The sequence below is a fragment of the Pseudomonas sp. M5A4_2d genome, from assembly GCF_053345295.1.
Genome location: NZ_JBKEZW010000009.1, coordinates 114,400 through 136,929 on the forward strand (window position 1 = coordinate 114,400; position 22,530 = coordinate 136,929).

Below are 22,530 nucleotides of genomic sequence, written 5' to 3' on the forward strand. Positions count from 1 at the left end.
TCCGACCAGCACCGCAAAACCAAATGTGGGAGCTGGCTTGCCTGCGATGGCATCACTGCGGTGTGACTGACACACCCAGGTGATGCTATCGCAGGCAAGCCAGCTCCCACACAAGCCAGCACACCGTTTGTTTGGCGTACAGCGCAGGATTACTCGGCTTTATCCTTGGCCTGGTGCTTCACGATGATGTCCACCAAACGCTGGGCCAGCGCCGGGTAGTTCTCATCAAAGTGATGCCCGCCCGGCAGCTTCACGGCTTCGCCCACAGCGGTCTTGTCGGTGCAGCCACTCTCGTCGACTTCTTCGGCACCGTAGATGCACACCACCTTGTCAGCGGGCAGCTTGGCCATTTCCGGGCCGGTAGCGGCCTCTTTGCCTGCGTTGCCCAACCAGCCTTCCACTTCGATTTCAAAGCTGCCGGTGCGCGCGAAGGCGAGCAGGATAATGGCGTCGACACGCTGCTGTTCGTTTTCCGGCATGCGGTTGTAGATGGCGGGCAGTACGTCGGCGCCGAACGAGTAGCCGGTCAGTACGAAACGCTTGGTGCCCCACTTCTGCCGGTAGTGCTGCATCAGTTCGCTGAGGTCTTTGGCGCTTTGTTCCGGGGTCTTGTGCTGCCAGTAGTAGCGCAGCGTGTCGATGCCGACCACCGGGTAGCCGATCTTGGCCATTTCACCGGCCACGTCGCGGTCCAGGTCACGCCAGCCACCGTCACCGGAGAGGAACAGGGTGACGGTATCTTTGGCTTGGCCAGCCGGTACTTCCACTACAGGAATCGCCAGGCCGCCGTTGTCCGAACCGACCAGTTGCTTACGCAGTTCGTTGTTCAACACTTGCGGGTAGTGAATGTCGTAGTCGCTGATGCTGGTGGTTGCGCGCGGGGTGTCGCGTACGAAACTGGCGCTTTCGTCGTCAGGGTTGTCGTTCCAGGCCACCAGCCAGTTGCCATGGGCAGAGGTTTTCGGCAGCGGGTCCTTGCAACCTTCCTGTACCAGGGTGAAGCCGACGGAGATGGCGTTGGCTTTGTCATCGTTCTGTGTGGCCAGCCAGCGCCAGGCGAGCGCAGCGCCAGGGCCAATGCCGCTGACCAGGGTTGCCGGGCCTTTAAGCTGGCCCAGGGCGCTTTGCAGGGCTTGTTCCTGCAACTTGCAGTCATCCTTCGGCAGGATCACTTGAACGATTTGCGCAGCGCCACCTTGGCTCAGTGCAATCAGCTGGCTGTCGGTCAGGGTTTCATCAGCCATCACGGCCACGGCCACACGGGCTTTTGCCGAGCCGTTGGGTGTCACACGGGTCATAACCGTGCCATCAGCCTGTGGCAGTTGTTCCAGGGTCGGTTGCGGGGCAGGGCGGTTCCAGAACCAAAAGCCGCCGCCTGCGATCAGGGCGAGCAGCACTACAAAGGCCAATACATACCGCCAGGAGCGTCGAATCATCAGCGTTTCACCAATCCAGTCAAGCCGCCCGCAATCAGGGCGGCGGTATCGGCCAGTGCCACCAGCGGATCAAGTCCTGCGGGCACGGCCATATAACGGGGTTCCCAGTCAGGCTGGAACTTGTCTTTGAAGCGGCGCAAACCTTGGAAGTTATACAGTTGCTCGCCACGGCGGAACACCATTGAGCCCAGGCGTTGGGTCAGCGGGGCGCCACGGCGTGGTTGCAGGCCCGACAACGGCACCATGCCGAGGCTGAAGCGGGCGTAGTCATGGTTCTTATAATGTTGAATCAGGCCGACCATCATGAACTCCATGGTCAGCTTCGGCGCGTCCGGGTGCGCACGCATCAGGTCGAGACTGGCCAGGTCATGGTTGTAGGTCTCGAGCAGGTTGGCGAAGGCCACCGGGCGCCCTTCGAAGCGAATGATCGCAATGCGAAAGTGCTTGAGGTAGTCGTCGCTGAAACGGCCAAGGGAGAAGCCCTTTTCCCGTACGTTCTTGCCGGTCAGCCAGGCATCGGAGATGACTTTGAGTTCATCCATCGGCGCCTGGCCCGGTTCGCAGATCTCCAGGGACAGGCCGTCCCGGGTGCCACGGTTCCAGGTGTAGCGCAAATCCTTCATCTCTTTGCCCTTGGCTTCCAGGTCAAAGCGTTTCAGGTCGACGCGGGCTTCTTCGCCCAGCTTGATCGCGGTGAGGCCGATGTCCATGTAGTACGGCAGGTTCTCGGCGCGCACCTGGTAGAACACCGGGCGGGCGTGATGGATGTCGCACAGGTCGCGGAACTGCCAGATCATCTCGGCGCGGGGCTGGGTCGGGCCGATCGGGTCATACAAGGCCACCAGGCTGCGCCCACGACGGGCGTACATCAGGAAGGCTTCGTCGTTAGGGTGGAACAGCAGCGCCTTGTCGCCGGTCAGTGCGAGGCCGCCGTCGGGCTGGGACGAGGCCATCAGAATCTTGGTGGCGCGCTCCAGTTCGTCGGGTGTCGGCAAGTGGATCACCGGCCGCGCAGTACGCAGCAGCCAGGTCAACGACACGATCACCAGCAACACTGCCGCACCGAGCAATGAGCGCAGGCCGCGAGGGGCGTTGGCATCCAGGGTGAACTGCCACCACAGTTGATGGCTGTACGGCACGTCTTGATAGGCAAACAGCAGCAGCCAGATCGAGGCGCCCAGCACGCAAACGCTGGCCACCAGGTACAACGGCGAGAACGGCAGTTCGGTCAGGCGGCTCGCGCGGTAGAACGAGCGACGGAAGATCGCCAGCAGCACCGCCGTCATGATCATCAGGCTGGCTTCTTCCCAGTCGAAGCCTTTGAGCAGCGAGAGCAGGGCGCCGGTCAGCAGCAACACCATGGTCAGCATCCACGCAGCCGACAAGCGCCGACGCAGGCCCTGGGCGAGCAACAGGCAGAGCACGCCGATCAGGCTGGCGCCAAAGTGCGAGGCATCAATCAGGCGGTGGGGAATCAGAAAACCGATGTTTTCCAGGCGTGTGTCGATTTCCGGCGTTGCGCCGGAAAACAGCAGGACCACGCCGGACAAAAAAACCAGTACGGCCAGCACGGGTGCGGCCAGGCCGGATGCCACCCGCAGGCTCTGTTGGGTCTGGAACAGGCGCTGAGCTTCGTTGACCAGCAGGAACACGCAGGCGATCAGCAGCGGCAGGACCACGTAGATCATCCGGTACAGCAGCAGGGCCGCGGCCAAAGGCGCGGCACCGAGCTTGTCGGCGAAGGCGGCGAGCAGAATCGCTTCGAATACACCCACGCCGCCCGGAACATGGCTGAGTACGCCGGCGGCCAGGGCCAGCAGATACACCAGCAGGAAGGGGCCGAACGGCGGCGCTTCCGGCAGCAACATATAGAGGACAGTGGCGGCAGCCGCCACGTCCAGTGCGGTGATGATCAACTGCAGGAAGGTCAGGCGCCGGCCCGGCAGGCGCAGCGTGCGGCGCCCGGCCTTGACCAGCAGGTTGTCCGGGTAGGGTTGTTCCGGCAGGCGGCGACGATAAATGCCGATGCACAGCGCGACCGACAACAGCAATACCACGCCGGCAATGCTGCCGAGCAAACCTTGCGACAGATGCAGGTAGGTGGACGCAGCCGGCAGGTTACTCAGCGTGGCCAGTGCGGCCAGCGGCGGCAGGGCAGTGCCCAGGGCCAGGCTGGCGAATACGGTCATGTGGGCAACTTCCGAGGCCCCGATGCCATGGCGTGCATATAAGCGGTAACGCACCGAGCCGCCGGAAAGCATCGACAGGCCTATGGCGTTGCCAATCGCAAAGGCCGTGAACCCACCCAGAGCCAGCGTCTTGGCAGGCAGTTTCACCCCGGCATAGCGGGCGCCAGAGAACTCGTAACCCAACAGAATGATGAAACCGGCGACCGCGGCCGCAAACGCGCCCAGCAATGCCGGTTTGGGCACTTCCAGGATCGAGTCGTGGAGGGCGTACAGGTCCAGTTCCAGCAGCAGGTGTCGGCAGGCGATCAGGGCAATTGCGAACAGCAACAGGGTGACGGCCAGCCCGATGGGTTGACGGTATTTGCTCAACAGATCCAGCCAACGCAAACGGGTGGGAGTAATCGGTTGTTCCGCTGTGACGGTGTCTTGTGGTTCAGACGAGTTGGCGCGCATCAATCACCTCGTGGATTGTGCGCGACAGGATGGAGGTATCCAGCCAAGTTACCAATCCCTATGGACAAAATAATTACAAATATTAACGCTTATCGCCGGGTGGGGCGAATGCGGCCATTGGTCGTAGAGGGTCGTGCTTGAGTACTGAGCATAGCTTGCAATGACATGGACTCTGCAAACCGTATACGGTTTCATGAAAGATGCCATGCCATTGTTTCAGAAGAACTTTTTTAACCGGATACAAAAAAGGACACTCTTTCGAGTGGCCTTTCTTGATGTTTGGTTGCGGGAGCCGGATTTGAACCGACGACCTTCGGGTTATGAGCCCGACGAGCTACCAGACTGCTCCATCCCGCGTCTGTGGCCGGCATTCTACAGCCCAGCGGCGGGGTGTCAACCGTTAATCGGCCGATGGGTCAAATAAGTGTGAATTAGCCGCTGCGTGTTGCCTATGTGCGGTAAGTCCGCGATGGGGAAAGAGTTTTTTGTCTTACAATTTTTATACAGGGGTAAAATTGAGGCGCACAAAAAAGGCCACTCTTTCGAGTAGCCTTTTTTGATGTTTGGTTGCGGGAGCCGGATTTGAACCGACGACCTTCGGGTTATGAGCCCGACGAGCTACCAGACTGCTCCATCCCGCGTCTGTGTGTCGGCATTCTACAGCGGAACGCAGGTGTGTCAACCTGTGAATTGAAGAAAAGCGCTTGTGGTTCAATCGGTTAGCTCTCCAAAGCGCTGGTAGAAACGCCTCCGGGCCAGTCTGGCCGAGGGTTTCAGCTCTATCGGTAGGCTGATTTCGATTGAAAAAATAAATTCAACCTGGCGTTTTCCTACCGCTCGAACGGAAGATTCAAACTACTGGTGCTATATACAGGGGTGAGTGCGATACTGGCCACCCGTTGGATTACACCCTCTGTTTATATGACGCAGCGCAAAATCATCCACGTCGACTGTGATTGCTTCTACGCCGCCATCGAGATGCGCGACGACCCGAGCTTGGCGCAAAAGCCCCTGGCGGTCGGCGGCTCGGCGGATAGAAGAGGGGTGATCGCCACCTGCAACTATGAAGCGCGGGCATATGGTGTTCGCTCGGCCATGTCCTCGCGCCACGCCTTGAAGCTGTGTCCGGACCTGACCATCGTCAAGCCGCGCATGGATGCCTATAAAGAAGCGTCGAAGGAAATCCAGACGATCTTTCGCGAATACACCGACCTGATCGAGCCACTGTCGCTGGACGAAGCCTATCTTGATGTCTCCGACAGCCCGCATTTTGGCGGCAGCGCCACACGTATCGCCCAGGACATTCGCCGTCGGGTCTCCAACCAGTTGCACATCACCGTGTCCGCAGGCGTGGCGCCCAACAAGTTTTTAGCCAAGATTGCCAGCGACTGGAAAAAGCCCAACGGCCTGTTTGTGATTACGCCGGATCAGGTCGAAGATTTTGTGTCGCAGTTACCGGTGAACAAGTTGCACGGCGTCGGCAAGGTCACGGCCGATAAGCTGGCGCGCCTGGGCATTGAAGACTGCCTGCAATTACGCGAGTGGAACAAGCTGTCACTGGTGCGCGAATTCGGCAGCTTTGGCGAGCGGCTCTGGAGCCTGGCCCGTGGGATTGATGACCGCGTGGTGCAGAACGACAGCCGGCGGCAATCCATCAGCGTGGAAAATACCTACGATGTAGACCTGCCGGATCTTTCAAGTTGTTTGGCGAAACTTCCCGAGCTGATGGAAACCCTGGCCGGGCGCATGGCGCGCATCGACAGCAGTTACCGCGCGGGCAAGCCGTTCGTCAAAGTGAAGTTTCATGACTTTACCCAGACCACCCTGGAGCAGGCCGGGGCAGGGCGGGACCTGGAGAGTTATCAACAGCTGTTGAGCCAGGCGTTCAATCGCGGCGGTAAGCCGGTGCGGTTGTTGGGGATTGGGGTGCGGTTGCTCGACCTCAGCAGCGGCAACGAGCAGCTGCAATTTCCCTGGTAGAAACCGGATCAAAAAACGGTGGGAGCTGGCTTGCCTGCGATAGCGCAGTGTCAGTCACTCACGCTTTGACTGATACACCGCCATCGCAGGCAAGCCAGCTCCCACCTTTGGATTGTCACCCGGCCTGGACTCTCAGCGCGCCGCAGGGTCCGCCACCAGCCGCCCCGCATCCCTGGTCAGCGCTTGCAGGAATTCCTGCTGCAACTCGGGATCGTTACGGGTCAGTTCGATCAGGCTTTGTTCCAGTTCGCTGGCTTCTTCTTCCAGGCCCAGTTCCGACAGGCGCTTGACCCGGTGGACCCACTGGTTGACTTCGTCGTCTTCCAGATCGTCGTAGATCAGGCCATGAGCTTCCAGCAACTTGCCGCGCAAAGTGGTGCTGATCGCCAGGGTCGAGTCCGAATGCACGTCGTCCTGGCCATCTTCCACACTGATTTTCAAGGTGGTGATGCGGTTCAGGTCCTGCTCGGCAAATGGGCTGTCCAACAGGTTCAGGCGCAGTACGCCGTCGCGGTCGGTGGTCAGCTCATGGGTTTGCTTGCCGGCGGTGACCTGTACCGGACGCTCGCTCCAAGGCAGGCTCGAATACTCCGTGCGCTTGTCGCGCTGGACCTCATCGATACCGGCCAGGTTCTGTTGCGCTCGGCCATGGGATTGCACGTTCATGAACGGGTTGATGCCATCCACGCCGTACGTCAGCCAATCGCGCGTCATGCTGGTGGGCAAGTTGCCGAGGGCGAAGATATTCGCCACGTTGGCGCCTGCGCCCGCCACCAGGGCGACCGCACCCAGGGGCATCTCATAGAGTTTGCGCCAGGGTTGGTAGGGGGTGTAGCGATCGTAACGGCGGGTGACTTCGAATTCGGTGACCTCGAAGGTCTTTTGCTCGTGAATGCGAACCCGGCGTTGTGGAAGCTCCAATACTTTGGGTTCGCCTACATCGATTTGCAGGCTGTGATCGAGCAACTTACGCTCGACCCGCTCCTCGTGCTCACTGCGTTGCGACATCTGGTTGGCGCAGCCGCTGAGCAGCAGGGCGCCGCACAAGGCGGCGCCCCCCAGGGCTCTGGTGTTTCGCTTGAACATGACTTCTCTTGATCTGGTTTTCAGCGACGAATACGCGCCTGAAGGAAAGACAGCACGTCAGCCACCGGCAACGGTTGGGCTTCGGCTTCGGTCCGGCTCTTGTATTCCAGATTGCCATCGGCCAGGCCGCGGTCACTGACCACGATCCGGTGCGGGATGCCAATCAGTTCCATGTCGGCGAACTTGATGCCCGGGCTGGTTTTCTTGTCCCGGTCATCGAGCAACACTTCAAAACCGGCAGCCGTCAGTTCGGCATACAGTTTGTCGGTGGCTTCGCGTACTTGCTCAGTTTCATAACGCAGCGGTACCAGGGCAATCTGGAACGGCGCCAGGGCGTCGCTCCAGATGATGCCTTTCTCGTCGTTGTTCTGCTCGATCGCAGCGGCAACCACGCGGGACACGCCAATGCCGTAGCAACCCATTTCCAGGGTGATCGGCTTGCCGTTCTCGCCCAGCACTTCGCACTTCATCGCCTTGCTGTACTTGTTGCCCAGCTGGAAGATGTGCCCGACTTCAATGCCGCGCTTGATTTCCAGAGTGCCCTTGCCATCCGGGCTTGGATCACCGGCTACCACATTACGCAGGTCGGCCACGGTCGGAACCGGCAGGTCACGCTCCCAGTTCACGCCGAAATAGTGCTTGTCGTCGATGTTCGCGCCGATACCGAAGTCGCTCATCAGCTCGACCGAACGGTCGATGATGATCGGCAACGGCAGGTTCAGTGGGCCGAGCGAACCGGCACCGGCGCCAATGGCGTCGCGCAGCTCGGAGTCGGTGGCCATGACCAGCGGGCTGGCAACGCCTGGCTGCTGGGCTGCCTTGATTTCGTTGAGCTCGTGGTCGCCACGGATGACCAGGGCGATCAGCTTGCCTTCTTCTTCGGCGCGCACGATCAGGGTCTTGATGGTCTTTTCGATCGGCAGATTGAATTTTTCCACCAGGGCCGCGATGGTCTTGGTTTCTGGCGTGTCGACCAGGCGCAGCTCTTCGCTTGGCGCCGGGCGGGACGTTTCGCGTGGTACGGCTTCGGCTTTTTCGATGTTCGCCGCGTAGTCGGAGCCGTTGCTGAACACGATGTCGTCTTCGCCGGAGTCGGCCAGTACATGGAACTCGTGGGAGCCGGCGCCACCGATGGAGCCGTTGTCCGCTTCAACCGGGCGGAACTTCAGGCCCAGCCGCGTAAACACGTTGCAGTAGGCGGTGTGCATGCGGTCGTAGGTGACCTGCAGCGACGCCTGGTCAGCATGGAACGAATAGGCGTCCTTCATGATGAATTCGCGGCCGCGCATCAAGCCGAAGCGTGGGCGGATTTCGTCACGGAACTTGGTCTGGATCTGATACAGGTTCAGCGGCAGCTGTTTGTAGCTGCTCAGCTCGTTGCGCATCAGGTCGGTGATGACCTCTTCATGGGTCGGGCCGGCGCAGAAATCGCGGCCATGACGGTCCTTGAAGCGCAGCAACTCAGGGCCGTACTCTTCCCAGCGCCCGGACTCCTGCCACAACTCAGCCGGTTGGGTACTTGGCATCAACACTTCCAGAGAGCCGGCGGCGTTCATTTCTTCGCGAACGATCGCTTCGACCTTGCGCATCACCTTCAAGCCCATGGGCAGCCAGGTGTACAGGCCGGAGGCCAGTTTGCGGATCATGCCCGCGCGCAGCATCAGCTGATGGCTGATCACGACCGCGTCGGAAGGCGTTTCTTTCTGTGTGGCGAGCAAATATTGACTGGTACGCATGGTAGGCCGTTGTCGGTTGCTTGGACTTGAAATGACTTGGGATTGTACGGGCGCAAACTGCTGGAGTACAGGTATCAGAATGCAGAGGGGTATGTGTGACCGAGTCGTGTCAGTCTTCCTGTGAAGGGCTCAAACGAGCCCGCCGACTTTCCTGAAACCAATGCAACGCAATCAGGAACAGCGTCGGCACACCCAGCAGGCAGGTGATGACGAAGAAGTTGTGGTAACCGAACTTCTCGACCATCACGCCCGAGTAGCCACCAATCAGGCGCGGCAGCAGCAGCATGATGGAGCTGAGCAGCGCATATTGGGTGGCGGAGAACTTGAGGTTGGTCAGGCTCGACAGGTAGGCGACAAAGGCCGAGGTGGCCAGGCCTGAGCTGAAGTTATCCAGGGAGATGGTGAAAATCAGCATCTGCAGGTCCGGGCCCATGTCGGCGAGCATCACGAACAACAGGTTGGTGGCCGCCGAGGCTACGCCGCCGATGAACAGGATCGGCAGGATACCGAACCGCACAATCAACAGGCCGCCCATACCGGCGCCGAGCAGGGTCATGATCAGGCCGAAGATCTTGCTGACCCCCGCAATCTGGTCCTTGGTAAAGCCCTGGTCGATGTAGAACACGTTGGCCATCACGCCCATCACCGTATCGGACATGCGATAGGTCGCAATCAGCCCGAGCAGCAGCAGCGCCTGCCAGCGGTAGCGCAGGATAAAGTCATTGACCGGCGTCAGTACCGGCGCCAAGCCACGCCGGCCCATGGCCGAGAGGCACAGGGTGGTAAGGATGATGTACAAGATGGCGCGCAGGAAGGCGCGGTCTTCCATCAGCAATTCCCACAGGCTTACACCGTGGAACAGCACGCTGGCGAAATCCGTGTTGTACAACTGGGTGAACATCGCGGGGACCGACACCAGCAGTACGATCAGCACGAACACCGAGACCAATTGGTGCGCGAAGCTGTAGCGGCCGGCCTGCAACTGGGTGCGCAGTGGCACATCGGGTTCACGCATGAAGAAGGTGGTCAGCAGTGCCGGGATCATCAGCAAGCCGAACAGCACATAAGTGCCGGTCCATGCCGAGTGCTTATAGTTGAAGCCGGTCGAACCGAAGCCTTCGGCAAAGAACAGCGCGCCAGCTGTGGCCAGCAGGGCGGCGATGCGATAACCGGACATGTAACTGGCGGCCAGCGCGGCCTGGCGGCTGTCGTCGGCGATTTCCAGGCGATAGGCGTCTACCGCGATGTCCTGGGTGGCTGAGGCGAAGGCAACGATGACGGCAATGGCGATCAGCCAGGAGAGGTGTTTCTGCGGGTCGCAGAAGCCCATGCCGATCAACCCGAGGATCACCAGCGTCTGGGCAAGTACCAGCCAGGAACGACGACGCCCGAGTTTACCGAGCAGCGGCAGGCGCCATTGGTCGAGCAGCGGCGACCAGACCCATTTAAAGGCATAGGCCAGGCCGATCAGGCTCGCATAGCCGATGGTCTCGCGGGCCACGCCGGCCTCGCGCAACCACACAGAAAGCGTCGAAAACACCAACATGTAAGGCAAGCCGGCGGCAAAGCCGAGCAACAACAGCACTAACGTCGAGGGGCTGGCATAGGCGGCGAGCGCGGCGCGCCAGGTTTTACGGGGCATGGGCTGGAGTCTGCCTCAGATTTGCGGAAACAAAGCGCGCACTCTAACCGCTGTGCTCTACCGGGCGCCAGCCATGACGCTGAATATCAACGCGATTGTTCAGGATACTGACGCCTTCACTGCGCAAACGCGCACGTTGTTCGTCGCCTGACGCACTGCCCGCCGGCAGACTTATCCGACCACCGGCGCCCAGTACCCGGTGCCAGGGCAACCGGGTGTCCTCGGGCAGTTGGCTGAGCGTGCGCCCGACCCAGCGGGCGGCACGGCCCAGCCCGGCCAGCTGCGCCAGCTCGCCATAACTCACCACGCAACCTTCGGGCACTTGCGCCAATGTCAGGTACAACGCCGTACGGCGCATTTCGGCGGGGCTTTGTGGTGTCTCGGCAGGTTGATTCACTGTAGGTATCGTCGGTTGATTTGTAAGAAACGTCTGTAAGCTTTGTGGTGAGCATTGAACTCATCATAAATACTTGAGTCAGTCGTACCTATCTAACACGATAGCGCCCCTTTTTTCGCCAATCCTGAGCCCCGAATCCGCTTATGTTGTCCAGAACCCTGCTGTGCCTTGCTGTTTTCAGCGCCTCCACGCCCTTGCTCGCCGACACCGTCTGGCTGAAGAACGGTGACCGCCTGACCGGCAAGATCAAAGTTTTCGACGGTGGCAAACTGCTGATTCAGACCAGCTACGCGGGGGCGATCCCGGTAGATTGGAAGCAGGTCAAGACCCTGGAGAGCGATCAGGAACTGCTGGTCAAGCAGGACGCCTACAGCGGCGAGAAAGCCAAGTCCCTGAAAGCGGCGGAGGACGGCAAGGTCGTTCTCGCCAATGGCGAAGCGCCCAAGACTGTGGACTTGGCCAGCATCCAGCAAATCATCAAGCCCAAGCCGGTCATCGAAGACCTGGTGTGGAAGGGCAACGTCGACCTGGCGCTGGATTACAAGCGCGCCGACAAAGACACCAACGACTACGACGTTGACTTCAAGACCTCGGCCCGTCACGGCCAGTGGCGCCATACCGCGAAGGGTGAATACAACCGCGAGTTCCAGGATGACGTGACCACCACCGATAACTGGGCGCTGGAATATGACCTGGACCGCTTTATCACCGAGCATTGGTTCTGGCAGGGGCGTCTGACCTACAAACGCGACAAAGTCGAAGACTTGTCCCGCCAGCGCACCGTCGGTACCGGCCCGGGCTACCAGTTCTGGGACGATGAGCTGGGCGCGTTCTCCCTCGGCTCGCTGGTTAACCGCACCGATTATGAATATGCCGACGGCGGCAAGACCAACTTCTATTCACTGGCCATGAAGTGGAGCTACAACCGCTACCTGGTGGGCAAGACCGTGGAGTTCTTCACCAATGGTGAATTGGGCAAACCACTTGCCGGGCCGTCCGAATACTCCCTGGATGCGGAAATGGGGCTGCGTTACAAAGTCACTGAATGGGCTTCGCTCAACCTCAAGGCTGAGCGCGACATCATCAATGGCGAATCGCAGAGCAGCCTGGACAAGACTCGCTACACCGCAGGGTTCGGCGTGGCCTGGTAAAAGCTGCATCGGTCACTCTGGCAACCTGCGCGGATATTGATTACCTTGTGTTGAGATTCATTCCCATAGACGTCGTACGCTGTGGGCGGCTGAACACCCGAGGAGTCATACATTGAGCGCGCAGGTTGCCAAGAACGCCCGAGAGCTGTTGCTCAAGGAATACCGTGGGGCTCTCTCCACATTGTCCAAAGCCATGCCCGGGTTTCCCTTCGGCTCGGTCGTGCCCTATTGCCTCGACGAGCAGGGCCGCCCGATTATCCTGATCAGCCGTATCGCCCAGCACACCCATAACCTGCAGAAAGATCCCAAGTGTTCGCTGCTGGTGGGTGAGCGCGAGGCCGATGATATACAAGCGGTAGGGCGCCTGACCTACCTGGCCGAAGCTGAAAAGCTTGAGGATGAGGTTGCGATTGAAGCGGCCGCCGAGCGGTATTACCGCTACTTCCCGGATTCTGCCAACTATCACAAAGCCCACGATTTCGACTTCTGGGTGCTCAAGCCCGTGCGGCACCGCTATATCGGCGGGTTTGGCGCGATTCACTGGGTCGATCAGCTGACCCTCGCCAACCCGTTCGCCGGCAAGACCGAGCGCAGCATGATCGAGCACATGAACAGCGACCACACCAAGGCCATTGCGCATTACGTCGAACTCGCCGGCTTGCCTGCACATGAGCCGGCGCAATTGGCCGGTATCGACAGCGAAGGCATGCACCTGCGTATCGGTCAGTCCCTGCATTGGCTGCCCTTCGCAGAGCCTTGCAACACTCCGACACAAGTACGCGAAGCCCTGGTTTCATTGGCTCACGCCGACGTTTGGCCGAAAAAAGAACCCGCCGACGCTTGAAATCACGAAACGGCGACGTCATCTAAGGTGAACTGGCAAGGCATTCTTGCGTTGAGGAACCATTTGATGCGCCCTTTTTTATTGCTCTTTCTGCTGTTTCCGGTGTTGGAGCTGTTCGTATTCGTTCAAGTCAGCAGTGCGATCGGGTTCTTCCCGGCACTGTTGCTGATAATCGCGGGCTCGATGCTCGGCGTCCTGGTGCTGCGCGTCGCCGGCCTGGCAACTGCGTTGCGTGCCCGTGAAAGCCTGAACCGTGGCGAACTGCCCGCGCAGACCATGCTTGAAGGCCTGATGATGGCCCTGGCGGGTGGCCTGTTGATCCTGCCGGGTTTTATCAGCGATGTGGTTGGCCTGGTCATGCTGTTGCCGTTCACCCGCAAGCTGCTGGCCGGCAAGATGCGCCAGCGTGCCGAGGAGGCTGCGATTCGCCAGCGTGCATTCGCCGATGACCTGCAACCTCGTGGTGGCCCGGCTCCGCGCCAACCGTTGGGGCGTGAAGGTGATGTGATCGAAGGTGAGTTCGAGCACCGCGACAGTAAATAACCGCTTAATCGGCACGGCACCTTCGGGTGCCGTGTTGCGTTTACCGCCCGGCACACGCAAAAAATTTCCGCCGCGGCCCCTTGAAATAAGCTTATGCGCCCTTATGTAACGGTCACCGCAAGGTTTCTGGTGGCGACACCAGACAGACTTCCGCGTCTTGCTTGGCGAGGCGCGACCGGCACAGCCGGAATACAACCCGCCGGTACCAATACCGGCCGATGAAAAACACAATTAGGAGAGATCGACAATGAGCAAGCTTCGTCCTCTGCACGACCGCGTCGTTATCCGTCGCAGCGAAGAAGAAAAGAAAACCGCTGGCGGTATCGTTCTGCCAGGTTCGGCTGCTGAAAAAGCCAACCACGGTGTGATCGTCGCTGCAGGCCCAGGCAAGACTCTGGAAAACGGTGAAGTGCGTGCGCTGGCCGTTAAAGTCGGTGACAAGGTTGTTTTCGGCCCTTACTCCGGCAGCAACACTGTGAAAGTTGACGGCGAAGACCTGCTGGTAATGGCTGAGAACGAAATTCTCGCTGTACTGGAAGGCTGATTTTCCCGCTCATTTTTCCGTTACTCCAAAGAATTTAAGGAATATCGATCATGGCTGCTAAAGAAGTTAAATTCGGCGATTCCGCCCGCAAAAAAATGCTCACCGGTGTCAACGTCCTGGCTGACGCAGTAAAAGCGACCCTGGGCCCTAAAGGCCGTAACGTGATCATCGAGAAGAGCTTCGGCGCTCCGACCATCACCAAGGACGGCGTTTCGGTCGCTAAAGAAATCGAACTGGAAGACCGTTTCGAAAACATGGGCGCGCAGCTGGTCAAAGACGTTGCCTCCCGTGCCAACGATGACGCAGGCGACGGCACCACCACCGCTACCGTTCTGGCTCAGGCAATCGTCAACGAAGGCTACAAGGCCGTCGCTGCCGGCATGAACCCGATGGACCTCAAGCGCGGCATCGACAAGGCGACCATCGCCGTTGTTGCTGAGCTGAAAAACCTGTCCAAGCCATGCGCTGACACCAAGGCTATCGCTCAGGTAGGCACCATCTCCGCCAACTCCGACAGCTCCATAGGCGACATCATTGCCGAAGCCATGGAAAAAGTCGGTAAAGAAGGCGTGATCACCGTTGAAGAAGGCACTGGCCTGGAAAACGAACTGTCGGTTGTAGAAGGCATGCAGTTCGACCGTGGCTACCTGTCCCCGTACTTCGTCAACAAGCCGGAAACCATGGTTGCCGAACTGGACAGCCCGCTGATCCTGCTGGTCGACAAAAAGATCTCGAACATCCGCGAAATGCTGCCAGTGCTGGAAGCCGTTGCCAAAGCCGGCCGTCCGCTGCTGATCGTTTCCGAAGACGTTGAAGGCGAAGCCCTGGCGACGCTGGTTGTGAACAACATGCGTGGCATCGTTAAAGTTGCAGCCGTCAAGGCTCCAGGCTTCGGCGACCGTCGCAAGGCCATGCTGCAGGACATCGCTGTTCTGACCGGCGGTACCGTTATCTCCGAAGAGATCGGCCTGAGCCTGGAAAGCGCTACCCTGGAAAACCTGGGCAGCGCCAAGCGCGTGACCATCTCCAAGGAAAACACCATCATCGTTGACGGTGCTGGCGTAGAGCAGGACATCCAGGCTCGCATCACTCAGATCCGTGCCCAGGTTGCTGAAACTTCCTCGGACTACGACCGTGAAAAACTGCAAGAGCGTCTGGCCAAGCTGTCCGGCGGCGTTGCAGTAATCAAGGTTGGCGCTGGTTCCGAAGTTGAAATGAAAGAGAAGAAAGCCCGCGTTGAAGACGCCCTGCACGCAACCCGTGCAGCCGTCGAAGAAGGCGTGGTACCTGGCGGTGGCGTTGCGCTGATCCGTGCTCTGGAAGCTTTGGTTGACCTCAAAGGCGACAACGCTGACCAGAACGTGGGTATCGCTGTACTGCGTCGTGCTGTTGAAGCACCACTGCGTCAGATCGCTGCCAACTCCGGCGACGAGCCAAGCGTTGTGGTCAACGAAGTCAAGAACGGCAAAGGTAACTACGGTTACAACGCTGCCACTGGCGTCTACGGCGACATGATCGAAATGGGCATCCTGGACCCTACCAAGGTGACTCGTTCGGCATTGCAAGCAGCAGCTTCCATCGGCGGTCTGATCCTGACCACCGAAGCGGCAATCGCTGATGCACCGAAGAAAGAAGGCTCGGCTGGCGGCGGTATGCCAGACATGGGCGGCATGGGTGGCATGGGCGGCATGATGTAAGCCAGCCTTACCCGGCTAATAAAAACCCCGCCTGCAGCGATGCAGGCGGGGTTTTTTTTATGGGGCTTGATGATGAATCAGCCGAGGGTGCGCCGTCGCAACAGCTTCCTGAAGGTCATTCCCCGCGCCAAGGTCACTTGGGCAGTCGGCATAAGTGCCAGGGGTTGCGGTGCAGCAACTTCCTTGAGTGGGCGAGGGACAGGCAGGTGCGCGAGTTTTTCAGGGGCGGAGGGCCTGGGCCGCCTCCCAGGCGCGGGTGTGACGACCAGACCCTGGGTTTTTGCGGGGCGCGCCGTATTCGCGGTGTGGTCGCCAGCGTGTTTGTCTTCCATTCGTGGCGATGGCGAGTCTGTGACCGCCAGGCGCGAGGCCGACGCATTGCCGGGCAAGAGTGAGCCGGAAACGATGCACAGCGACAGCATCAACGTGGACAAATGCTTCTTACGGGGACGCATGAAAGAACTCTCCAACCTGGGATTCAGTTGGTGAGGTTACGAGCAATGCGAAAGCTTCACTGTCACAGGCTGTAACACGCAGGTTACATCGGCCTTAGTGGCAGAATAAGGCTCAGGCGTGCGCCGCCCAAAGGGCTGCGCGATACCGACAATTCACCGTGATGCCACTGGGTTGCGCGCTTGGCCAGTGCCAAGCCAAGGCCGGAGCCAGTGGGCTCATCGCCGCCCAGGGCAAGCCGCACAAAGGGCTCGAAGATCTTGTCGCGGTTCTCCGCCAATATGCCGGGGCCATCATCGTCTACATGCAGCACCAGGTGATGTTGGCCGTGGTAAGTGGCACTGACGCACACCTGATCGCGTGCATAGGTGATGGCGTTGCTCAACAGGTTGCGCACGATCAGGTGCAGCAGGGCACGGTCACCGATCAGTTCAAGGTGGGCGGGCTCGGTTTCCAGGCTCAACTGGCGGTGGTGCCCGTCGAGCAAGGCAAACTCCTGGTGCAGCCATTCTCGCAGGTTGATCGGCTCATGCTGCAGGTCGGTCGGTGCGCCCGCCAGTCGGGCAAAGGCGAGGCTGGCGCGAACCAGGGCTTCGAGCTCTTCGACATCGGTGAGCAAGCGTTCTTGCAGGCGTGTACGGGTGAGCGGGTCTTCGCTTTTACCCAGAAGCGTCAAGGCAAAACGCATGCGCGCCAAAGGCGTACGCAGTTCGTGGGACACGGCCTGGGAGACTTCGCGGTGGCGTTCGTTCATGGCGCTGATATCCCGCGCGTGCTGCTGCAACGTCATCAGCAACGGCGTCCATTCCTTGCCCATGGCAGGCAACATCACATTCGGGGTGCGTGCCAGTGTGCCAAGGCAGGTCTTGAGGGTGTTCAGGTCAGTGGTGCGACGGCGGTGCAGGCGTAAACCGATCCCGAGTAGCAGTAGCACCGGCAGGCCTGCTACACCGGCGGTGATCCAGTAAACCGGGAATTTCAGCAGATCCTTGACCTCGGCACTGCCCCACATAGGGCCGAATTGGATCACGGTGTCGTCATCCAGCGGAAAGTAGCTGATGTCTTCGTCGCTGCTCAGTGCCGGTTGTTTATGTTCCAGCATGACCAACGCTTCCGGCGGCAACTCGACCTCGTCCAGCGTGATCAGATTTACCGGGTACTGGAAGTGCGCGCGCAGGATGTCCATGCGTGCTTCACGTTGGTCGGCCGGCAAGGCTCTGAGCTGTTCGGCTACCAGGTAGGCCGGCCCGGCCATCAGGCGCAAAAAGCTGTCTTCGCCGACAAACACCGAGGCGTTGGCGCATAGCCACAACAGATAAAACGTCAAACTCGCCCAGCCCGCGCCTGCTACGGCGACCATCCAGGGCCGCACCTTAGTCAACATGTCGGGCCTCCCGCGGGCTTTCCACGAACAGATAGCCTTGGGCCGTGATGGTCTGGATGGTCACCGGGCATTCCAGGCTCATCAGCTTTTTACGCAAGCGCGACACACGCATATCGATGGAACGGTTGAGCCCGTCGTATTCCAGGCCGCGCAGGCTCTGCAGGAGTTTTTCCCGCGTCAGCAACACCCCGCAATGGCGCGCGAAAATCGCCAGTAATTCGAACTCGGCAACCGAGAACTGCAAAGGGGTCTCGTCGAGCCAGGCGAAATGGCTGTTCAGGTCCAGCCGAAAGGCGCCCCACTGGTAATAAGCACGCGGGGCTTGAGGATGGCGACGCAGCAACGAGCGAATTCGGGCCAGCAACAGCAGCGGGTCGACAGGCTTGACGACATAGTCATCCGCGCCGACGTTGAAGCCGGTCAGTTGCTCGGCGTTTTCATCCAGCGCGGTCATCATCAGGATCAGCCCGGGGTACTGATCGCGAATCTGTCGGCACAGGGTAAACCCGTCGATGCCCGGCAACATGACATCGAGGATCAACAGCGCCGGCTGTTCGTCAAGAATGCGCTGTGCGGCGCGATCGCCACGGTGCTCAACCGCCACGGTAAACCCTTCGGCACGCAGGAATTCGGCCGTCAGTGCGGCCAAGGGGCGGTCGTCTTCAATCAGCAGCAGGGTGTCGGACATGAGAGGGCGCCATCGCCGGAGAATGGGCGCAAGTGTTACGCCCTTGCCATGGGGAGGCAAGGGCTCACGAGGGCGTCAGCGCACGCTGATGGCAGGCGCCGCGTTCTTGGGCGCTTTCCAGCTCAATAATTGCTGTGTGAACCCGTAACTGGCGGCCTGATAGTAAGTAATTGCGCGTTGGATCAACGGGTCATCCGTGCCCACGCGTAACTCCTGGCTCTCGCCCAAGGCCTGATCGTGGCGACGCAGGCCTTGGCGTGGGCTGAGGATCGCCAGGTCCTTGCCATCAAACAAGCCCAGGTGCTGGTAGTTGCCGACCACTACGCGCGGTGGCAGCGGGCTGTCTTGCAACAGGTTGCGGCCGAAGAAGGTGGATTCGTAGCTCAGGTTGATCAAACCCAGCAACGTAGGTGCCAGGTCGATCTGACTGGCCAGTTGCGCGGTTTCCCGGGCCTCGATCAGCTTGGGTGCATAGATAAACAGCGGGATCTGGTAGTTGGCGATAGGCAAGTCTTCCTTGCCTGCGCTGCCGGCGGTGTGGTCGGCGACGAACACGAAAATCGTGTTATCGAACCACGGCTTCTGGCGTGCCGCGTCGAGGAACTCGCCGATGGCGTGGTCGGTGTATTTCACCGCGCCGTCACGGCCGTTGCCGGATTTGATATCGATGCGACCTTCCGGATAGGTGTAAGGGCGATGGTTGGATGTGGTCATCAGTTGCAGCAGGAAGGGCTGCTGCTTGGCGTAGTCGGCATCGGCCAGTTTCAGGGTTTGCCGGTAGAGGTCTTCGTCGGCCATGCCCCAGGCATTTTTGAACGAGATTTCCGATTCCGCCACGCTGCTCTGGTCCACGACCCGATAACCGTTGCCGCTGAAAAACGCGTTCATGTTGTCGAAGTAACCGCGTCCGCCGTAGACAAAGACACTGTCGTAACCGATGGCGCCGAGTTGTTGGCCCAGGCTGGCGAAACCGCTTTCACGGCCGATGCGCTTGACGATTGAACGGCCGGGCGTGGGAGGAATCGCCAGGGTGATCGCCTCCAGGCCACGGTCTGTGCGGGTGCCGGTGGCATAGAAGTTATTGAAATACAGGCTTTGTTTACGCAAGGCGTCGAGGTTGGGTGTGAGGTTGCGGTCGTCGCCATTGCTGCCCATGTATTTGGCGCTGAAGCTTTCGATGGTCACCAGCACGATGTTGGGTTTGCGCAAAGTGCCGGGGTTGGTGATTGCACGGCGGATGTCCAGCGGGTCGGTGCCGATGAAGCGCGCATTGGGCTCGGTGAGTTCAGCACGCAATTGCTTGGCGACAACCTCGGTGGGCAGGCTTTTATAGAACTGTGTGTAATCCAGCTCGTTGTTGCGGAACGCGGCAAAAAACTGATACGGGCCGTTGCTCGCCAATTCATTCTTGTAAGCGTTGCCACCCGAGGAACGTGGGCTGTCCTGACTGATCAATTGCATGAAGAGACCGGCGACTACCAACAGGCACAGGGCATTCAACAAGCGACCACGCAGGGGCGGCAGGGGCGCGTTCATGGCGCTGTTGAACGGCTTGCGCAAGGCCAGGCTCAGCACAATCGCTAGCATCGCCAACAGGCTGAGCAGCTTGCCGATCGGGTAGGATTCCAGCAGGTTGTTCATCACCTCGTTGGAATACACCAGGTAATCGACGGCGATAAAGTTGAAGCGCACGCCGAATTCATCCCAGAACAGCCACTCGGCCACCGACGTAAACAACATGGCGAACAGGCTGATGGTCAGCACCGCCTGCAGGAACCAGCGATGGCCACGGCGGCGCCACAGTGCGGGTGGGCAGAGCAGCAGATACAGCCCCAGCGGCAAAGCGGCATAGGCCAGGAAAGCCAGGTCATACAGCAAGCCAACGCCAAACACCGGCAGCAGGTTGCCACCGACTTCATCCAAATGCGTGATCAGCAGCACAGTGCGGGTAAGCAGGAAAATAACCAGCCATGCGCCGGTTACGAGCAGCAGAAAGCGCATCGGCGCGGTGTTGAAAAACCCCATGTCCATATTCCTTATATCAATGGACGCCGATATTCGGCCTGTCACTGTAGCCAGTTTGTGAAGCTATAGTGAAAAACTTGTTGGTTTGTATAATTGGTTGAAAACCTATATCGACGTGGCGTCCAGCTCTATCCCTGAGCCGCGCTTGGCCTTAAGCTGCGCGAGCCAACACGGCCGTTACCGCGTACGGAGACACTGCCCATGCGAATTTTATTGGTTGAAGACAACCGCGATATTCTGGCCAATCTGGCCGATTACCTGGGGCTAAAAGGCTATACCGTAGACTGTGCGCAGGACGGTTTGTCGGGCCTGCACCTGGCCGCCACCGAGCATTACGACCTGATCGTGCTCGACATCATGCTGCCTGGCATCGATGGCTACACCTTGTGCAAACGCCTGCGTGAAGACGCTCGTCGCGATACGCCGGTAATTATGCTCACCGCGCGCGACCAGCTGGATGACCGGCTGCAGGGCTTCAAATCCGGGGCCGATGATTACCTGCTCAAACCGTTCGCCCTGTCGGAATTGGCCGCGCGCATCGAAGCGGTTCTGCGCCGTGCGCAAGGGGGCGGCCGTCGCGCGCTGCAAGTGGCCGACCTGCATTACGATCTTGATACCCTGGAAGTGACCCGCGAAGGGCGCCTGCTCAAGCTCAACCCGGTGGGCCTGAAATTGCTCGCGGTGCTGATGCAAAAGAGCCCGCACGTGTTGCGCCGAGAAATTCTCGAAGAAGCCCTGTGGGGCGACGACTGCCCGGACAGCGACAGCCTGCGCAGCCACGTTCACCAATTGCGCCAAGTGATCGATAAGCCCTTCGCCAAGCCGTTGCTGCAAACCGTGCACGGTGTGGGTTATCGCCTGGCCGAGGGGCGTGATGGAGTTTAAGCAAAGCCTCGCCCAGCGGATCATCATCGCCTTTGCCTTGATGAGCGCACTGGTGGCGGGGGCGTTCGCCATGGGCATCGTTGCGACCGTGCACCTGGTGGAAGAAAAACTGATTTCGGCCGGCCTGGGCGGCGACCTGCAGCGCCTGTTGCTGATGGACAGTGTCGAGGACTGGAGCCATCGCCCAGAGCCGGATCAATTGTTCTATTTCAGCGGCGGGCCCGGGGATTTCGAACTGCCCAAGGATTTGCGCCATCTGGAACCGGGCTTTCATGAGGTGTTTCGCGAGTCGCTGTCGTACCACGCCATGGTCGAAGTGGTCGATGGCCGGCGCTACGTCCTGCTGCAAGACCAAAGCGATTTCGAAGAGCGCGAGCGCGTACTGTTTGCCGTAGTGCTGGTGGGTTTTGTACTCAGCCTGGCGCTGGCGGTGTTCCTCGGTTGGGTGCTGGCCCGCAAGGTGATGGCGCCCGTGGTGCGTCTGGCGCGCCAGGTTCGTCATCGTGACCAGTTGCTGGGTCTGGCGCCGCCCCTGGCGCCGGATTACGCGGCCGATGAAGTCGGGGAGCTGGCCGTGGCCTTCGACGCCACCCTGGGCCGCTTGCGGCAGGCATTGTCCCGTGAGCAATTGTTTACCAGCGATGTAAGCCACGAGTTGCGCACCCCCCTGATGGTGTTGGCCAGCTCCTGTGAGCTGCTGCTGGAAAACCCCGCCATTGATCAGCGCGGCCGCAATCAGGTGCTGCGCATTGCCCGGGCCTGCGAAGAAATGCGCGAGCTGGTGCAAACCTTCCTGATGCTGGCCCGTGCCAAACACGATGATGCGGCCATGTCGCCCCAGGTCAACCTGACCCAGGTGGCCGAAGATTTGCTCGGCATCTGGCGCGAGCCCATCGAGCACAAAGGCCTTGAATTGATCTACCTCCCGGGCAATCCCCTGGATACCCGCTACAACACCACCTTCTTGCATGCAGTGATGGGCAACTTGCTGCGCAACGCGCTGCACTACACCGAGCGAGGCTTTATCCGCCTGACACTCGAACCCAGCGGCTTTGTCGTGGAAGACTCCGGCGTCGGGATTCCCGAAGACAAGCGTGAAGCGATGTTCGAGCCCTTTGTGCGCGGCAGCGAAAAGCGCGGTGAAGGCCTCGGTTTAGGCTTGTCGTTGGTGCAACGGATCTGCGAGAGCCAGGGCTGGAGCGTCAGCCTGAGCACCATGGAGCCCAATGGCTGCCGCTTTCATGTGCAGTTGAGCCAGGTCAAACCCTGAGCACCCTCCCTGCCGCTATCCTGCGGCAGGTACCCCGCTTTTCGGCGAAGATGGCCCCATGCCACTGATTGTGTCTGTAAAGTCTTGAAATGTATGGGGCTGGACAGGACAAGTTTTTCACAACGGG

The 22,530-nt window shown here is 59.8% G+C and carries 18 protein-coding genes and 2 tRNA genes; 8 read left to right on the top strand and 12 right to left on the bottom strand.

All coding sequences use genetic code 11. The features are described from left to right. Positions 1 to 149: 149 nt before the first annotated feature. The 4 genes from ACLBW8_RS21085 to ACLBW8_RS21100 form a co-directional block, all read right to left on the bottom strand. Positions 150 to 1,436 (bottom strand): virulence factor family protein, encoded by a 1,287-nt coding sequence (locus tag ACLBW8_RS21085; RefSeq protein WP_262666211.1) that lies wholly within the window; start codon positions 1,434 to 1,436, stop codon positions 150 to 152. Continuing rightward, the gene (gene mprF / locus ACLBW8_RS21090; RefSeq protein WP_221295587.1) at positions 1,436 to 4,078 is read right to left on the bottom strand and encodes a bifunctional lysylphosphatidylglycerol flippase/synthetase MprF; all 2,643 of its coding nucleotides are present in this window, start codon (positions 4,076 to 4,078) and stop codon (positions 1,436 to 1,438) included. The genes ACLBW8_RS21085 and mprF overlap by 1 nt, the downstream gene beginning before the upstream one ends. A gap of 280 nt (positions 4,079 to 4,358) precedes the next feature. Further along, positions 4,359 to 4,435: transfer RNA gene (locus ACLBW8_RS21095), tRNA-Met, on the bottom strand. A 207-nt stretch (positions 4,436 to 4,642) separates the two neighbouring features. Then, positions 4,643 to 4,719: transfer RNA gene (locus ACLBW8_RS21100), tRNA-Met, on the bottom strand. 280 nt (positions 4,720 to 4,999) lie between these two features. On the opposite strand from ACLBW8_RS21100, the gene dinB reads away from it, so the two are divergent. After that, positions 5,000 to 6,058: a DNA polymerase IV gene (gene dinB, locus ACLBW8_RS21105; RefSeq protein ID WP_064453993.1), complete on the top strand. Its 1,059-nt coding sequence runs from the start codon at positions 5,000 to 5,002 to the stop codon at positions 6,056 to 6,058. 132 nt (positions 6,059 to 6,190) lie between these two features. On the opposite strand, the gene ACLBW8_RS21110 is transcribed toward dinB, so the two are convergent. The 4 genes from ACLBW8_RS21110 to ACLBW8_RS21125 all read right to left on the bottom strand — a co-directional run bounded on the left by ACLBW8_RS21110 (position 6,191) and on the right by ACLBW8_RS21125 (position 10,880). After that, positions 6,191 to 7,144, bottom strand: coding sequence for a hypothetical protein (locus tag ACLBW8_RS21110; RefSeq protein ID WP_447806223.1), 954 nt, complete (start codon positions 7,142 to 7,144; stop codon positions 6,191 to 6,193). A gap of 20 nt (positions 7,145 to 7,164) precedes the next feature. Continuing rightward, positions 7,165 to 8,880, bottom strand: coding sequence for a proline--tRNA ligase (locus tag ACLBW8_RS21115; protein ID WP_407016218.1), 1,716 nt, complete (start codon positions 8,878 to 8,880; stop codon positions 7,165 to 7,167). 109 nt (positions 8,881 to 8,989) lie between these two features. Then, positions 8,990 to 10,522, bottom strand: a complete 1,533-nt coding sequence (locus ACLBW8_RS21120) for an AmpG family muropeptide MFS transporter (protein WP_064453990.1) — start codon at positions 10,520 to 10,522, stop codon at positions 8,990 to 8,992. Between the two features lie 43 nt (positions 10,523 to 10,565). Continuing rightward, entirely contained in the window at positions 10,566 to 10,880 is a 315-nt protein-coding gene (locus ACLBW8_RS21125) for an MGMT family protein (protein WP_064453989.1), read from the bottom strand. A 182-nt stretch (positions 10,881 to 11,062) separates the two neighbouring features. Here ACLBW8_RS21125 and ACLBW8_RS21130 point away from each other — a divergent pair, with 182 nt between their 5' ends. The 5 genes from ACLBW8_RS21130 (at position 11,063) to groL (ending at position 15,698) form a co-directional block, all read left to right on the top strand. Continuing rightward, positions 11,063 to 12,070, top strand: coding sequence for a DUF481 domain-containing protein (locus ACLBW8_RS21130; RefSeq protein ID WP_064453988.1), 1,008 nt, complete (start codon positions 11,063 to 11,065; stop codon positions 12,068 to 12,070). Positions 12,071 to 12,182: 112 nt separating this feature from the next. Beyond that, the gene (locus ACLBW8_RS21135) at positions 12,183 to 12,914 is read left to right on the top strand and encodes a HugZ family pyridoxamine 5'-phosphate oxidase (RefSeq protein WP_447806224.1); all 732 of its coding nucleotides are present in this window, start codon (positions 12,183 to 12,185) and stop codon (positions 12,912 to 12,914) included. A 66-nt stretch (positions 12,915 to 12,980) separates the two neighbouring features. Continuing rightward, complete coding sequence (locus ACLBW8_RS21140) at positions 12,981 to 13,457, top strand: FxsA family protein (RefSeq protein ID WP_053257817.1); 477 nt, start codon at positions 12,981 to 12,983, stop codon at positions 13,455 to 13,457. A gap of 247 nt (positions 13,458 to 13,704) precedes the next feature. Continuing rightward, positions 13,705 to 14,001, top strand: a complete 297-nt coding sequence (locus tag ACLBW8_RS21145; protein ID WP_017846112.1) for a co-chaperone GroES — start codon at positions 13,705 to 13,707, stop codon at positions 13,999 to 14,001. 50 nt (positions 14,002 to 14,051) lie between these two features. Continuing rightward, positions 14,052 to 15,698 (top strand): chaperonin GroEL, encoded by a 1,647-nt coding sequence (gene groL / locus ACLBW8_RS21150; RefSeq protein ID WP_064453985.1) that lies wholly within the window; start codon positions 14,052 to 14,054, stop codon positions 15,696 to 15,698. A 77-nt stretch (positions 15,699 to 15,775) separates the two neighbouring features. Here groL and ACLBW8_RS21155 read toward each other — a convergent pair whose 3' ends face one another. From ACLBW8_RS21155 to ACLBW8_RS21170, 4 genes are all read right to left on the bottom strand, one after another. After that, on the bottom strand, positions 15,776 to 16,153 hold the full coding sequence (locus ACLBW8_RS21155) for a hypothetical protein (protein WP_447806225.1): 378 nt from the start codon (positions 16,151 to 16,153) through the stop codon (positions 15,776 to 15,778). An 83-nt stretch (positions 16,154 to 16,236) separates the two neighbouring features. Then, on the bottom strand, positions 16,237 to 17,535 hold the full coding sequence (locus ACLBW8_RS21160) for a sensor histidine kinase (protein WP_447806226.1): 1,299 nt from the start codon (positions 17,533 to 17,535) through the stop codon (positions 16,237 to 16,239). Then, the gene (locus ACLBW8_RS21165) at positions 17,525 to 18,223 is read right to left on the bottom strand and encodes a response regulator (RefSeq protein ID WP_447806227.1); all 699 of its coding nucleotides are present in this window, start codon (positions 18,221 to 18,223) and stop codon (positions 17,525 to 17,527) included. Before ACLBW8_RS21165 ends, ACLBW8_RS21160 begins: the two co-directional genes overlap by 11 nt. A gap of 75 nt (positions 18,224 to 18,298) precedes the next feature. Continuing rightward, positions 18,299 to 20,248, bottom strand: coding sequence for an LTA synthase family protein (locus tag ACLBW8_RS21170; RefSeq protein ID WP_447806228.1), 1,950 nt, complete (start codon positions 20,246 to 20,248; stop codon positions 18,299 to 18,301). A gap of 201 nt (positions 20,249 to 20,449) precedes the next feature. Between ACLBW8_RS21170 and colR the strand changes: the two genes are divergently transcribed. Then, a complete protein-coding gene (colR, locus tag ACLBW8_RS21175) occupies positions 20,450 to 21,133 on the top strand; it encodes a two-component system response regulator ColR (RefSeq protein ID WP_016975511.1) in 684 nt (227 codons plus the stop codon). Then, complete coding sequence (locus ACLBW8_RS21180) at positions 21,123 to 22,403, top strand: sensor histidine kinase (protein ID WP_064453981.1); 1,281 nt, start codon at positions 21,123 to 21,125, stop codon at positions 22,401 to 22,403. Before colR ends, ACLBW8_RS21180 begins: the two co-directional genes overlap by 11 nt. Positions 22,404 to 22,530 lie beyond the last annotated feature (127 nt).